This is a genomic window from Paraburkholderia guartelaensis (assembly GCF_004353905.1).
GTDB lineage: Bacteria > Pseudomonadota > Gammaproteobacteria > Burkholderiales > Burkholderiaceae > Paraburkholderia > Paraburkholderia guartelaensis.
On sequence record NZ_SMOD01000002.1, the window covers coordinates 108,631 to 121,268 of the forward strand.

15 protein-coding genes are annotated in these 12,638 nt (G+C 61.4%); 3 read left to right on the plus strand and 12 right to left on the minus strand.

What is annotated here, in order from left to right; genetic code table 11:
- Nucleotides 1-38 precede the first annotated feature (38 nt).
- The 3 genes from E1N52_RS02700 to E1N52_RS02710 all read left to right on the plus strand — a co-directional run bounded on the left by E1N52_RS02700 (nucleotide 39) and on the right by E1N52_RS02710 (nucleotide 1,098).
- Complete coding sequence (locus E1N52_RS02700; protein WP_133179955.1) at nucleotides 39-344, plus strand: hypothetical protein; 306 nt, start codon at nucleotides 39-41, stop codon at nucleotides 342-344.
- 38 nt (nucleotides 345-382) lie between these two features.
- Nucleotides 383-634, plus strand: coding sequence for a hypothetical protein (locus E1N52_RS02705; protein ID WP_133179957.1), 252 nt, complete (start codon nucleotides 383-385; stop codon nucleotides 632-634).
- Between the two features lie 122 nt (nucleotides 635-756).
- Nucleotides 757-1,098 carry an H-NS family nucleoid-associated regulatory protein gene (locus E1N52_RS02710; protein WP_133180523.1) on the plus strand — a complete coding sequence of 114 codons (342 nt, stop codon included), beginning with the start codon at nucleotides 757-759 and terminating at the stop codon, nucleotides 1,096-1,098.
- Nucleotides 1,099-1,140: 42 nt separating this feature from the next.
- On the opposite strand, the gene E1N52_RS02715 is transcribed toward E1N52_RS02710, so the two are convergent.
- From E1N52_RS02715 to E1N52_RS02770, 12 genes are all read right to left on the minus strand, one after another.
- A complete protein-coding gene (locus tag E1N52_RS02715; protein WP_133179959.1) occupies nucleotides 1,141-1,779 on the minus strand; it encodes an NUDIX hydrolase in 639 nt (212 codons plus the stop codon).
- Nucleotides 1,780-1,789: 10 nt separating this feature from the next.
- Entirely contained in the window at nucleotides 1,790-2,515 is a 726-nt protein-coding gene (locus E1N52_RS02720; RefSeq protein WP_133179961.1) for a haloacid dehalogenase type II, read from the minus strand.
- Between the two features lie 63 nt (nucleotides 2,516-2,578).
- Nucleotides 2,579-3,286, minus strand: coding sequence for a GntR family transcriptional regulator (locus tag E1N52_RS02725; protein ID WP_205965558.1), 708 nt, complete (start codon nucleotides 3,284-3,286; stop codon nucleotides 2,579-2,581).
- A gap of 72 nt (nucleotides 3,287-3,358) precedes the next feature.
- Entirely contained in the window at nucleotides 3,359-4,390 is a 1,032-nt protein-coding gene (locus E1N52_RS02730; RefSeq protein ID WP_133179963.1) for a proline racemase family protein, read from the minus strand.
- Nucleotides 4,391-4,402: 12 nt separating this feature from the next.
- Nucleotides 4,403-5,884, minus strand: a complete 1,482-nt coding sequence (locus E1N52_RS02735; protein WP_133179965.1) for an aldehyde dehydrogenase family protein — start codon at nucleotides 5,882-5,884, stop codon at nucleotides 4,403-4,405.
- A gap of 56 nt (nucleotides 5,885-5,940) precedes the next feature.
- Complete coding sequence (locus E1N52_RS02740) at nucleotides 5,941-7,230, minus strand: NAD(P)/FAD-dependent oxidoreductase (RefSeq protein WP_133179967.1); 1,290 nt, start codon at nucleotides 7,228-7,230, stop codon at nucleotides 5,941-5,943.
- Nucleotides 7,227-8,243 carry a 4-hydroxyproline epimerase gene (locus E1N52_RS02745; protein WP_133179969.1) on the minus strand — a complete coding sequence of 339 codons (1,017 nt, stop codon included), beginning with the start codon at nucleotides 8,241-8,243 and terminating at the stop codon, nucleotides 7,227-7,229. Before E1N52_RS02745 ends, E1N52_RS02740 begins: the two co-directional genes overlap by 4 nt.
- A gap of 56 nt (nucleotides 8,244-8,299) precedes the next feature.
- The gene (locus tag E1N52_RS02750; protein WP_133179971.1) at nucleotides 8,300-9,178 is read right to left on the minus strand and encodes a dihydrodipicolinate synthase family protein; all 879 of its coding nucleotides are present in this window, start codon (nucleotides 9,176-9,178) and stop codon (nucleotides 8,300-8,302) included.
- A 34-nt stretch (nucleotides 9,179-9,212) separates the two neighbouring features.
- Nucleotides 9,213-9,878, minus strand: a complete 666-nt coding sequence (locus E1N52_RS02755) for an amino acid ABC transporter permease (protein WP_133179973.1) — start codon at nucleotides 9,876-9,878, stop codon at nucleotides 9,213-9,215.
- Between the two features lie 10 nt (nucleotides 9,879-9,888).
- Nucleotides 9,889-10,560 carry an amino acid ABC transporter permease gene (locus tag E1N52_RS02760; protein WP_133179975.1) on the minus strand — a complete coding sequence of 224 codons (672 nt, stop codon included), beginning with the start codon at nucleotides 10,558-10,560 and terminating at the stop codon, nucleotides 9,889-9,891.
- Between the two features lie 8 nt (nucleotides 10,561-10,568).
- Entirely contained in the window at nucleotides 10,569-11,402 is an 834-nt protein-coding gene (locus tag E1N52_RS02765; protein WP_133179977.1) for an amino acid ABC transporter ATP-binding protein, read from the minus strand.
- Nucleotides 11,403-11,765: 363 nt separating this feature from the next.
- Complete coding sequence (locus E1N52_RS02770; protein ID WP_133179978.1) at nucleotides 11,766-12,599, minus strand: substrate-binding periplasmic protein; 834 nt, start codon at nucleotides 12,597-12,599, stop codon at nucleotides 11,766-11,768.
- Nucleotides 12,600-12,638 lie beyond the last annotated feature (39 nt).

The following is a 12,638-nucleotide window of genomic DNA, read 5'->3' on the forward strand; positions in this document are numbered from 1 at the left end:
TTACCAGAAACGCACGACAGGTGCGGAGGAGTAGTGAAATGAAAAGGACGATTCTCGGCGTGGTATTGGGCGCGGCCGCACTGGCTGCTTCGAGCGCAGCGTTTGCGCACGTCGATCTGGCCGTGGGTGTCGCCCTCCCTGGCGCCGCCTACGCACCGGCTGAGCCGGTGTACGTCGCTCCGCCGCCTGCTGCCTACGCGCCTCCTCCGGTCGCAGTGGCCTGGCGCGGCGACGACGACTGGCGCGCGCGTCAGTGGCGGGAACACGAATGGCGGGAACACGAGCGGCGCGAACACCAATGGCGGGAGCGCGAGTGGCACGATAATGGCCGCTGGGGCTATTGAGCCGAATCCAAAGCTCAAATTTCACACAAGTGATTATCATGAACGTCAATAATCGAATCAGGATGCTTGCCGCGGCGGCCACTTTAGGCCTCGCGGCAGCCGGAACCGCACATGCCGCCGGCTGCCTCAAAGGCGCTGTCGTGGGTGGTGTCGCCGGACATTATGCGGGCCACCACGCCGTTGCTGGCGCCGTTGGCGGCTGCATCGTGGGACATCACGTTGCGAAAAAGCATGCGGAGGAACGGGCCGCACAACATGAGGCCGAACGCGCCCAGAAGCTCAACACCTGATTCCCGCCGTACCTTTCGCGACAGCCGCCAGGGACGCCTATTCAAGCTGTGATATCCTGGCGGCACGCGACTTGCGCTATATTCTGCTCAAGAGCTGCATTCAGAGCGAAGCACAACTAGAAATGGACGAAAGAAAACGCGAAAGCATCGTGGCCTATCTGCGGCGTCGGATGGCCGAATATGGTATCGAACCCGAAGATATTGCTGCGTCAATTGCGGCAGACGCCGCCCAAATGCGCGCTGCACGTTACCGGGATGCGGCTGGCCACACGTGGGACGGCAAAGGCGACGCCCCGCGGTGGGTGGTGCAGGCGACGAGCGCGGGGCAGTCGCTCGAGCATTTTGCAGTCCGCGAGACGGCTGAACAGGAGCCGGTGAAAACCCCAAGCGTGGACTGGCGACAGGACCCGTTTGCCGGCAGCCGCCTGGCAAAAGTCAGAACAGAGCACTCCGGCGCCGCCTGAAAGCATGACCGTTAGGCGCCGCCCCGGCGTCAAGGCAAAACTTCAGTCGAATTCGACGTCACTGTTATTGCGCAGCGCATCCAGTCGTCGAATTTGTTCCGGCAGTATCCGGCCTTGCGACAAGGCTGGAAGGTTATCGATATCAAAGAACTGAACGGCGTCGGTTTCGGCTCCGGCTATTTCCCCCGCGCGCACGATTTCCCCAAGGAAAACCAGTTTCCAGATGTGAAACACAGAAGGCGGATGCCCGTGCTTGAGCATGTCCCACACGGCCAATAGCCGAACGATGTTCACCGTGTAGCCACTTTCTTCACGCGCCTCTTTTGCCGCGTTCTCCGCGGGCGAAACGCCTACGTCGGCCCAGCCGCCGGGCAGAGACCACAAACCGTCCACGGCCTCGCGCACGAGAAGGATTTGACCGGACGGATTGAAGACAGCGCATCTGACATCGAGTTTAGGATTCGCGTATCCCGTTTCGAACGCAAAGAGCGCGGCGACATCGCTCGTTTGCATGTACGCCATTTCCGCGAGCTGCTGATGCGCGATGCTGGCGATTTCCGTGTACCGTTCCGTGTCGAACGGGCTCGTCGCGTAGTGCAAACCCGTTTGCGCAAGTGCCAGTAGCCGGCGCGCCTGCGCAAGGCGCGCTCTCAGCGATTCGTGTTCGGCAGGCGTGGGCATCAATACCGCCTCATTTCTTCGCCACGGCGTCCTGATGCGCCTTCGCAAAGTCTGCCATGCTGTTGAAGCGGAAGGCGACGTTCGGCTGCCATCCGGGATTCATGGTCGCGCCAAAGCCCGGCTGCGAATGACGGCGGTAGATCCAGCACGACGCCAGACCAAACTCACTGGCTGGCTTGTGGTCGTGGAATAGACTTTCGGCTGTATGAAGGATCTTTTCCTTCTTGATGCCACGCTCACCCAGCTTCTCGAGCATGTATTCGAAGTTTCGCGGCGATGGCTTGTACGAGCCGATATCTTCGGCCGTGAAAATGGCGTCGAACGCGACCTGCAACCTTGCGTTGCTGTAGCTGAAGGTCTCGTTATCGACGTTGGAGAGTATGACCAGCTTGTAGTGCTGTTTCAGGTACTGCAGCGCGGCTACGGTGTCCTCGAATGCCGGCCAGTTCCGCACCGACCGTCCGTACTCCATGCACTCCTCGTGCGTGAAAGGCAGTCCCCATTCCTCGGCCAGTCGCTTGTAGACGATCGGTAGCAGTTCCTGGTATCGCTTGGCCGGTGTGTACTTCTGCTGCGACGACTCGTGTCGCGCATGGGCTTCCAGAACCTGGTCTCTCGACAACGGCGGCGTGGACCGTTCGATCAGGGGCTTAAGGCCAGCGAAGATGCCGCTTTCCCAATCGATCAACGTGCCGTAGCAGTCAAAAGTCAGCGTGTCGAAGTCGGTCAATTCCACGGTTACTCCTTTCGGAAGTGCATGGCGGCGATCACAGTGTCCAGGCCGCTTCGACGCCGCGAATCAAACGATGGCGATCGATTCCGTCATGTTCTGGCGCATGTAATCGAGGAAACGCTTCTGGAAAAGCATCGTGTGCTCGTGTGCGAGCTTCTCGGCCAGATCGGCGTCTTTCCGCGCAATGGCGTCGATGATCTCGCTATGGTCATTACCCAGCTTGGTCGCGTGAGGCGAGGTCACCGTGTAGTCGAAGTGCAGATGCGTCAGACGTTGCCCCTCGCCCAGCAGCCGTTCGTAATACCCCACGAAATAGGGATTGCTTGCCGCATGCGCAATGGCCATGTGCAGTTGCTTGTTCCTCTCGGTCAACGCCTCGGCATCCCCGCTCTCGACCGCTTTCATATACGCGGCGTCGGCTTTCTTGAGAATCGCGAGGTCCTCTTGCGTCCGGTGCAGCGCGGCGAGCCGGGTCACCGCGCGCTGAATGAGGTCGAGCGCCGATACGTACTTCGGAAATTCTTCGATTTCCAGCGGCGTTACGAGCGTCGTGCGATTCGGGAGGATCGTGACGAGCCCCTCGCTGATGAGCCGTGCGAGCGCGTCACGAACAGGCGAGCGCGAGAGGCCGAATTGCTCCGCGAGCGAGACCTCGTCCAGCGGCGCACCAGGCTTGAGTTGCAGCGTCAGGATCTGTCTGCGCAGCTCTTCGTAGATGTATCGTCCGCCATGGCGGCGGACACCCGCCTCTGCCTCGTTGGTCGCTTTGCTCATGGTCTTCCCGCCGTCGTCGTGGGCCCGGTAAAGCGGGCGTGCTTTGGAGTTTAACATTGCCCGCCCTCCGCCTCAGACCTTCGGAAATCCCGCGCCCCACGTATCGCTGAGCATGAATCCGGCCGCCAGCGGGTCGTCCGGGTCGACGCCGATCTGCTGGATGCCGTACACCCACGCGCGTCCCTGAACACGCGGCAAAACGGCGGCCCGGCCGCCCACTTCCGTCTTGCCGAGCAACTCCACGGAGAATTCGCCCCCAATTGTCGAGCGCGACTTCAACTTCGTGCCGACGTCAGCCAGACCGCGGGCGGCGAGTGTCGCGAGGTTCGCCGAACTTCCGGTGCCGCACGGCGAGCGGTCGACGCGGCCGGGAGGCAAAGTCGTGCAGGTCTGATACAGCTCGTCGCTCACGCGGTTGCGGAACATGACATAGGCGACTTCGTTGATTTGCGGGTACAGAGGATGCGCAATCTCGATCTGCTGGTTGATCACGTCTTTGAGCGATACGCCCAGTTCCGCAAGCGCGCGTGCGTTCTCCGGGGCAATGGTCAGCCCGACCTGCCCGACGTCGATGAGCGCGTAATAGACACCGCCAAATGCGATATCGGCGCGAATCGTCCCGAACTGCGCAGTGTCGATGCCGAAGTCGAGCCGCTCGACGAACGACGGCACCATGTCGAGTGCGACGCCCGCGCAGCGGCCATCCCGGCACGTTGCGCGAGCCGTGACGAGACCGGCAGGCGTGTCGAGCACAACGGTCGTTTCGGGCTCCTGCATTTCGACCATGCCGAGTTCGAGCAACGCCGTCACGACGCAAATGGCATTGCTTCCGGACATCGGATGGGCTTTGTCCGCCTGCAGCACGATAAAGCCCGCTTGAGCTTCGGGCCGCGTCGGCGGCAGCAGCAGATTGACCGACATCTGCAGGCAACCGCGCGGTTCGAGCACGACGAGCCTGCGCAGGCTGTCGTCCACCTCGTTGATGTAATTCATCTTGTCGAGCATGGTCTCACCGGGGATGCCCACGACGCCCCCGGTGATGACCTTGCCGATCTCGCCTTCGCAGTGCACATCCACGAGTTGAAGTGTCTTTTTCCAGCGCATGTTCGATCTACCTTACTTGATGTACCAGCCCCACGGCTTGTCGCTGCCGTATCGCGTGATCTGCTTGGTTTCGAGGTAGTTGTTCAAACCCCACTCGCCCAGTTCGCGTCCGATGCCGCTCTGCTTGTAGCCGCCCCACGGCGCCTCCGTGAACGTGGGCTGCGAGCAGTTGATCCATACGATACCTGCCCGCAGTTTGCGCGCCACGCGCTCGCACCGCTCGCTGTCGCGCGACATCACAGCCGCGCCCAGGCCAAAGCGCGAATCGTTGGCAGAACGTACGGCTTCCATCTCGTCGTCAAAGGGTCGGACACAAACGACCGGGCCAAAAATCTCTTCATTCCAGACCCAGCTGGTCTCGGGCACGTCGGCGAAAACAACGGGCTCCATGAAATATCCCTTCTCGAGATGGTTTGGCCGTCCACCGCCGGCCACGAGCCGCGCTCCCTCTTCCACGCCACGCTCGACCGCTTTGCGCACATTGTCGTACTGGCCCTTGCTGACAAGCGGCCCGAGCAGCACGCCATCCTGCAAGCCGCTGCCGATGGTGATTTTCTGCGTTTCCGCTTTCAGGCGATCGAGCAGCTTTGCGTAGATGCCGCGCTGCACCAGCACGCGCGACGTGGCCGAGCACACCTCGCCCTGATTCCAGAATATGCCGAACATGATCCATTCGACAGCCGCGTCGATATCGCTGTCGTCGAAGACGATGAACGGCGACTTGCCGCCCAGCTCGAGACTGACGTTCTTGATGTCGCGCGCCGCGGCCTGCATGATGCGGCTGCCGGTCGGCACGCTGCCGGTAAAGGCGAGCTTGTCGACGTCGGGATGTTCGCTCAGCGGTGCGCCGGCGTCCTGGCCCAACCCGGTGATGACGTTCAGTACGCCCGGCGGCAGGTCCGCCGCTGCCGCAATATCCGCAAGCTCGAGCGCCGTAAGCGGAGTCAGTTCGGAGGGCTTGAGCACCATCGTGCAACCTGCCGCCAGCGCGGGCGCCACCTTCCACGCGGCCATCAGCAGCGGAAAATTCCAGGGAATGATGGCGCCAGCCACGCCAATGGGTTCTTTGCGTGCAACCGAGCTGAAGCGGTCATCGGGGAGCGCGATCGTCGTTTCGGCGTGCTCGTCGAGTTTTTCCGCAAGGCCCGCGTAGAAGTCGAAACAGCCTGCCGCATCGCCCAGATCCCACAGCGCCTCCGGCAGCGGCTTGCCGTTGTCGCGCACTTCGATTTCGCCCAATTCCTGCAGTCGGTCGCGAATGCCTTTGCCGATACGGCGCAGGACTGCTGCGCGCTCGGCGCCGCTCATGCGCGGCCATGGGCCTTCGTCGAACGCCTTGCGCGCGGCCTTGACGGCAAGATCGACGTCTTCTGCCGTTGCGGCTGCAACTTTCGCAATGACTTGCTCGGTGCATGGATCGATCGTTTCGAAGCTGCCGTTGTGTAAAGGCGCGACCCAGCGACCGTCGATGAAGAGCTTTTCGTACGATTTCATATTCAATCCGATATTGGTTTGCGCAATGTGATCAGCGTGGCGTCGAACGCTCCCCGCTAGAACCGGTACGCGCTGAACGGCGCGAGATCCTGCCTGGTCGGGCGGCCCGCAACCATGTCGGCGATCAATCTTCCTGTCGTCGCACCGAGCGTGAGCCCAAGCTGCCCATGGCCAAAAGCCATGAAGACGTTATCGAGCCTGCGAGAGCGATCGATGACCGGCTTCGTGTCCGGCAGGAAGGGACGATAGCCCACGCCATATTCGACGTTCGCGGTGCGTAGTTCGGGCAGCACGCGCTTCGCTTTCTCAAGGATGATGTCGGCCCGTTTGAAGTTGGGCGCGGCGCCCTTCCCGGCGAATTCGATGGTCCCGCCAATCTGCAGGCCTCGCGTCATCGGCGTGAAGCAAAATCCGCCGTCGGCGTAGATGGTCGAGTGGCGGATCTCCACGCCGGGGTCGGCAACCACCACCTGGTACCCCGCAATGCCCTCGAGCGGCACACTCACACCGAGAGCACCGAAAAAGCGCCGCGCGCCCGTTCCGGCGGCGACCACCACGTGCCGGGCTGCCACGCGTTCGCCGTTTGCGAGCGTGACGCCGGTCGCCCTGCCGTTCGCCTCGTCGATACGGCTCGCTTCCGTTCTGATCCGGCGCCCGCCTCGTGCAATGAAACTGTCGGTGAGCGCGGCGATGAATCCCATGGTGTCGCGCACGGAACGCCAGTCTTCGAAGAGCAGCCCATGAGAAAACTTGCCCGCGAGCGCCGGTTCGAGGTCGCCGATTTCTTTGGCGTTCAACCGCTGCGCCTTGAAGCCGAGTGACTCGCGCAACGCCAGATGCGGCTGCTCGTGCTCGATGCCTTTCGGGTCGTCGAATACTTCGAGAATGGGTCGCTCGCCCATGAGCGCCTTGTCGTCGCATGCGTCGAGCAGCGGTGCGTAATCCGCGTAGACATCGTGCGTCAGTGTCGCCATGGCGTTGGCGATATCGACGATCTTCGCGTGTCGCGCACACATGAGAAAGCGCACGAACCAGGGGATGATGCCGGGCAACGCGCTCGGCCGCAGCGCCAACGGTCCCTTCTGATCCATGAGCCAGCCGGGAACCTTTATGAGAATGCCGGGCTTGGAGAGCGGAATGACTTCGCTCACCGCCATCTGCCCGCAGCTCCATTTCGCGGTACTGTTGCCCGGTACTTCGGGATCGACGAGCGTGACCGCATAGCCGCTGCGCTGCAAATACAGCGCACAGCACACGCCAACGATACCGCCGCCAATGACGACGGCCGACTCGCGCGGCGCGGCGTCCCGTTCAATCGCTGCAGAATCGAGAGGTACGGCGCTCACCTGGCGAACTCCTGAAGGTCGAAGCCCAATGCATACGGCTGCTCGTCGTCCACGTAGTGTTCCGAGCGGCCGGTGATCCACGCGCGCCCTTCGACGCTGGGGCGGACGGCGTCAAGGCCGCTGTCGAGCCGCGTCGTCGATTCGACGCGCCCGATGAAACAGCTGCCAATCAGGCTTTGATGCGTAAAAGCCTGCCCTTCTTCGAGCAGTCCGCGCGCATACCGTTGTGCAACGCGCGCAGAGGTGCCGGTCCCGCAGGGCGAACGGTCAACCAGACTCTCGCCGGCAATGACCACGGCGCGTGCGTCCGCTTCATCCGAAAGCGGTGCGCCCGTCCACATGCAGTGCTTCACACCGCGAATGAGCGGATTGTCCGGATGAACGACTTGCATGGTTTCATTCAGCAGCGCCTGCATTTCACGGCCCCATTCGAGCAACTGCTGCGGAGTGAAATGCTCGCATCCTGGAAAATTCTGCTGCACTTCCACGATCGGATAGAAGTTGCCGCCATAGGCAATGTCGAGCACGAGCTTGCCCAGCTTCGGATGCACGACTTCCACGTCGCGATGGAGCAGGAAACTCGGCACATTCGTAAAACGCACCGACGTCACGCGGTTTCCGTCCCGCTCGTAGCGCGCGCTCAGCTGCCCGGCGGGCACGTCGACGACCACCGTACCCGGCGTTTTCGGCTGCACCAGACCGGCTTCCAGCGCGAACGAGATCGAGCCGATGGACGCATGTCCGCACATCGGAAGGCACCCCGAGGTCTCGATGAACAGCAGGCTCATATCGGCATTGGCGGACACTGGGGGATACAGCAGCGTGCCCGACATGTGCGAGTGGCCGCGCGGCTCCAGCATGAGCGCACGGCGAATCCAGTCGTATCGCTTGACAAAGTCCTCGCGCCGCTCGGCCATCGTGCGCCCGTCGAGCGGCGGCGCGCCATCGATGACCATGCGTACCGGCATGCCTTCCGTGTGACCTTCGATGCACTTGAAGCTATGTCGCGTCATTCTCGATTTTCCACCGGAACGTGTGAGCCGGCGCCGCCATGGCGCCGGCGCGAGGGTTAGGCCTGAGCGGCTTCGAAAACCGCGCGGAACGCGGCCTTTTCTTCGTCGGTCAGCGGCATCAGCGGCATGCGCGCGGCGCCCACCTTGAAGCCGGCCAGTTCACAGCCGTACTTCACCTTCTGCACGAACTTGCCAGCTTCCATCGTGGCCATGACTGGGAAAAGCGAGCGCATGACGTTTTGTGCACCGCGGATATCACCGGCCTCGAACTTATTGTAGAAGTCGACAACCGGCTTGACGAAACAATTCGCCGGCCCGCAAATCCAGCTCGTGGCGCCCCACAGGAAGAAGTCCAGCGCCTGATCGTCCGAGCCGCACGAGAGCTGGTAGTGATTCTTATACTTCTCGCCGATTTCGATCGCGCGCAGCAGATTGCCACTGCTCTCCTTGATGCCGACGACGCGCGGGTGATCCTTGAATGCATCGAGCACGCCGAAACCGACTTCCACGTTCGTGCGTACCGGATAGTTATAGAGAATCACGTTGACGTCCGGCACGGCTTCCAGAATCGCTGCGTAGTGGCCAATCAATTCTTCTTGCGACGGCAGCGCATAGTACGGCGGCGCAATCAGCACGTTCGTGTAGCCGGCGTCGCGGACCAGTCGCGTCTGCTCGATGACTTCGCGCGTGGACGACCCGTTCGCGCCGCCGATGAGCGTCCCGCGTTCGCCCACGACTTCGCGCACCGTCTTGAGGATGGCGCGGCGCTCGTCGTGCGTCAGGGCGTAATATTCGCCCGTCGAACCGAGCGGCACGAAGCCGTTCACCCCGGCCTTCAGCTGAAACTCGAGGATGTTCGCGAGGGTGTCGTGGTCGACGGCACCGGACGCATTGAACGGCGTAACGAGCGCCGGCAGGATACCTTTCATCTGCATTTGAATCTCCGCTTCACGAAAGCATGGTTGGGGATTAGTAGGCAAAGCGCCTGAGAAACTTTGTCTCGACCACGCCGACCAGACGCGTCAGCGGGAAAGCGACAAGGAAATAGATCATGGCAACCGTGGTCAGGAATTCGACTGGCCGTGCCGTGCTGGTCGAAATGTTCTGCCCGACGAACATCAGATCGGCGACACCGACAGACGAAATCAGCGCGCTCTCCTTGAACAGACTCACGACGTTCGAGAGCAACGGCGGAATGGCGCGCAGCAGCGCTTGCGGAAAGATCACATAGAGAATCTTGGCCTGCGGCGTGAGACTGAGCGCAATGCACGCGTCGTGCTGCTCCGAGGAAATCGACTTCAGCGCGCCGCGGAACGTCTCGCTCGTGATGGCCGCCATATACAGCGTCAGCGAAATGACGACAGAGAGATATGGCGGAATCGGAATCCTGAAGACAACCGGGAAACAAAAGAACACCCAGAAGAGCTGAATGAGGAGCGGCGTTCCGCGAAAGAATTCGACATAGAGCGTCGTAGCCGCTTTCATCCACCGCGACGGGGACATGCGCAACAGGCTCAACACGAAACCGGCAAGGCTACCGATCACGGCGCAACTGCTCGTGAATGCGAGCGTCAGCCCCAACCCTTTGAGCAGGACCAGCCAGTACGGCAGCACCGAGGCGAAATCGAGGTTCATGGTCTTCTCCTTAGCGCTGATGGGCCAGTTCCTGCCGACGCTCGATCACATGAACGAGTCGCGCAATCGGCAGAGACAGCGCAAAGTAAATGAGCGCCACGACCGTATAGGTTTCGAGCGGACGATAGGCTTGCGTCGCCAGACTCTTGCCCACGTACATGAGATCCGCCACCGCCACGATTGCGACGAGCGCGCTTTGCTGCAGGCTCCCAATGCCGTTGGTCATGAGAACGGGCATCGCACTGCGAAGCGCTTGCGGCAGGACCACATAGAAGGTGCGTTGCCACGGCTTCAGGCCGAGCGCGACGCATGCGTCGAGGTGTTCTTTCGGCACCGCCTGCACCCCTGCCCTGTACGCCTCAGCGTTGAAAGCGGTGAGATTCAGCCCAAGTGCAAGGATGCCCATCACGATGGGGTCAATGAACACATCGACCATCATCGGAATGCAGTAGAAGAACCACACGATTTGCAGCAGCGCGGGCGTGCAGCGAAAGAATTCGATGAAAAGCTGCGCCGGCCAGCGCACGATCGCCCAACGGCTCATGACCAGCAGGCATAGGAGAAAGCCGAGCACGAGGCCCATGATGTTGGACGCGAGGGCAAGCTCTACGGTCACCCGCAGCCCGTCGAGCAGGGACCCGAGGCTCCCCTGCAGAAAGTGGAAATCGAACTGGTAGTTCATGGCCGGCCTCAGTCGAGATGCAAGACTTTCTCGAGAAACTCGCGCGTGCGCGCTTCTTTCGGACACTTGAACATCTCGTCCGGCGCACCCTGCTCCACGATCTTCCCGCCCGCGCAGAACACCACGCGTGTGGCGATATCGCGGGCGAAGTGCATGTCGTGCGTCACGATGATCATCGCCATTTTCTGCTCCGCGAGCTGGAGCATCACGTTCTGGACTTCAATGACCATTTCCGGATCGAGCGCCGAGGTCACTTCGTCGAAGAGCATCAGCTTCGGCTCCAGCATGAGCGCCCGCGCAATGGCGACGCGCTGTTTCTGGCCGCCGGAGAGCTGACTCGGATAAGCGTGGAGTTTGCTCTCGAGGCCCAGACGCGCCAGATACATGCGAGCACGCTCAGTAGCCTGGGCTTTCGAGAGGCCGCCAACTTTCACCGGCGCGAGGATGAGGTTGCCCAGCACGGAAAGATGCGGAAACAGCGTGTAGTGCTGAAAAACCATGCCAATCTGCTTTTGCAGCTTCGCGTCGATGCGCTTCGATCGTCCGGAATCCTGACCGTAGATGTACGGCTTGCCCTGAAAGCCGATTTGTCCGCCCTGGATGCCTTCGAGGCCCATCATCACGCGCAGAAGCGAACTCTTGCCGCTGCCGCTCGGGCCAATGATCACCAGCCTGTCGTCAGCGCGCATGTCGAGGCTCATGCGGTCCATGACCACGAGGTTTTCGCCGTAGCGCTTATAGACGTTCTCGAATTGGACGAACTCGCCCGTCGTCGACGGCGAAAAGTTCAGGACGGTCGGGGCAATGTCGGGTTGGGCAGCCATGGTTCGCATTGACAACATGAAATCTCTCCAGCGGGGCGCGTGAGCAAGCGCGCGAGATGTGAATCGAATCTGCTTTGTCGGTCGGTCCAGAGCGGCTGGCACAGTCACCTCCTCGCCTGGGACACACAATCTTGCGTATCTATTTGTGTGCAACGTTGTACACATAGTAGAAGCCCAAAATTCCACCGTCAATGAGAGATGCGGGATTTCCAGGGAAAACACGGGGACCGTGAAGCCAGACGCATGCGGTGGGCATCGAAATGCAAAAAAGGCCGCCGTGCGCGAACGCGCACGGCGGCCTTCCAGCAGGGAAATGTTTCGGAACGTGCGGCGAAAACCACACGTCGCGCGCGAGCACCGCGCGGCATCAAATCGATGTGCTTACTTGTTGGTCACGAGCATCGACTGGACGGAGGTCTTGATGAGACGGTTGACCGCCCCCGACTTGACCTGCGCGTTCAGAAAGTCGTTGAGAACGGCGAGATCGGCTTTCGACGTTTCCTTGCGCACGGCGAACGAGACCGCTTGCTGCGCCAGCGGCGGATTGGGCTGAATCGCAACCGCCCACTCCGGGTGCTCTTCGGTCAGCAGCATGTTGGTGATGTTCGCGTCCGCGAGCAGATCCGCGCGCTTCGACATCAAGGCGAGACGCGTCTCGTCGTTGCCAGGCAGCCGCATGATTTGCGCTTGCTTGATGGCGGCAGAGATCGCCTTGTCCTGGGAGGTGCCCGACATGACTGCAATCGTTATCCCGGGTTTGTCGATCTCGGCAACGCTGTGCGCGCCCTTCGGAATCTTCGGGTTGTTCTTGTTGTAGATCAGCGAGACGTTGTAGTCGGTGGCGGGCACGGAGAACGAGACCGCCTTCTCGCGCTCAGGCGTGTCGTTCAGCGCAAGCGAGAGGTCCCATTTGTCGGATTGCAGACCCGCGACGATGTTGTCCCACGACGTGTCGACGAACTCGACCTTGACCTTGAGGACGTTCTGTCCGAAGTCACGGCACAGGTCCGAGAAAAAGCCGCTGTACTGGCCAGTTTTCGCGTCGCGCATCACGTACGGGGGCGCAACCGCAGCGCCGCAGCGCAGCACACCTGCTTTCTTCACGCTTTGCCACGCGCTCGCGTCCTCTGCGCGAGACGACGCGCTCGCGAGCACGCAGCTCGCTGCAACCAGGCCGACGAAAGCTTGACGGGTAATGCGAGACAGCCGAACCATGATGACCTCTCCAATAAGGGTAATCCCGTATATGCACAA

Coding starts and splice junctions, on each gene's coding strand:
- E1N52_RS02745 (WP_133179969.1), bottom strand. CDS start 8,243: ATGACGCGACATAGCTTCAAGTGCATCGAAGGTCACACGGAAGGCATG.
- E1N52_RS02750 (WP_133179971.1), bottom strand. CDS start 9,178: ATGCAGATGAAAGGTATCCTGCCGGCGCTCGTTACGCCGTTCAATGCG.
- E1N52_RS02735 (WP_133179965.1), bottom strand. CDS start 5,884: ATGAAATCGTACGAAAAGCTCTTCATCGACGGTCGCTGGGTCGCGCCT.
- E1N52_RS02725 (WP_205965558.1), bottom strand. CDS start 3,286: ATGAGCAAAGCGACCAACGAGGCAGAGGCGGGTGTCCGCCGCCATGGC.
- E1N52_RS02700 (WP_133179955.1), top strand. CDS start 39: ATGAAAAGGACGATTCTCGGCGTGGTATTGGGCGCGGCCGCACTGGCT.
- E1N52_RS02730 (WP_133179963.1), bottom strand. CDS start 4,390: ATGCGCTGGAAAAAGACACTTCAACTCGTGGATGTGCACTGCGAAGGC.
- E1N52_RS02755 (WP_133179973.1), bottom strand. CDS start 9,878: ATGAACCTCGATTTCGCCTCGGTGCTGCCGTACTGGCTGGTCCTGCTC.
- E1N52_RS02770 (WP_133179978.1), bottom strand. CDS start 12,599: ATGGTTCGGCTGTCTCGCATTACCCGTCAAGCTTTCGTCGGCCTGGTT.
- E1N52_RS02715 (WP_133179959.1), bottom strand. CDS start 1,779: ATGCCCACGCCTGCCGAACACGAATCGCTGAGAGCGCGCCTTGCGCAG.
- E1N52_RS02765 (WP_133179977.1), bottom strand. CDS start 11,402: ATGTTGTCAATGCGAACCATGGCTGCCCAACCCGACATTGCCCCGACC.
- E1N52_RS02760 (WP_133179975.1), bottom strand. CDS start 10,560: ATGAACTACCAGTTCGATTTCCACTTTCTGCAGGGGAGCCTCGGGTCC.
- E1N52_RS02710 (WP_133180523.1), top strand. CDS start 757: ATGGACGAAAGAAAACGCGAAAGCATCGTGGCCTATCTGCGGCGTCGG.
- E1N52_RS02705 (WP_133179957.1), top strand. CDS start 383: ATGAACGTCAATAATCGAATCAGGATGCTTGCCGCGGCGGCCACTTTA.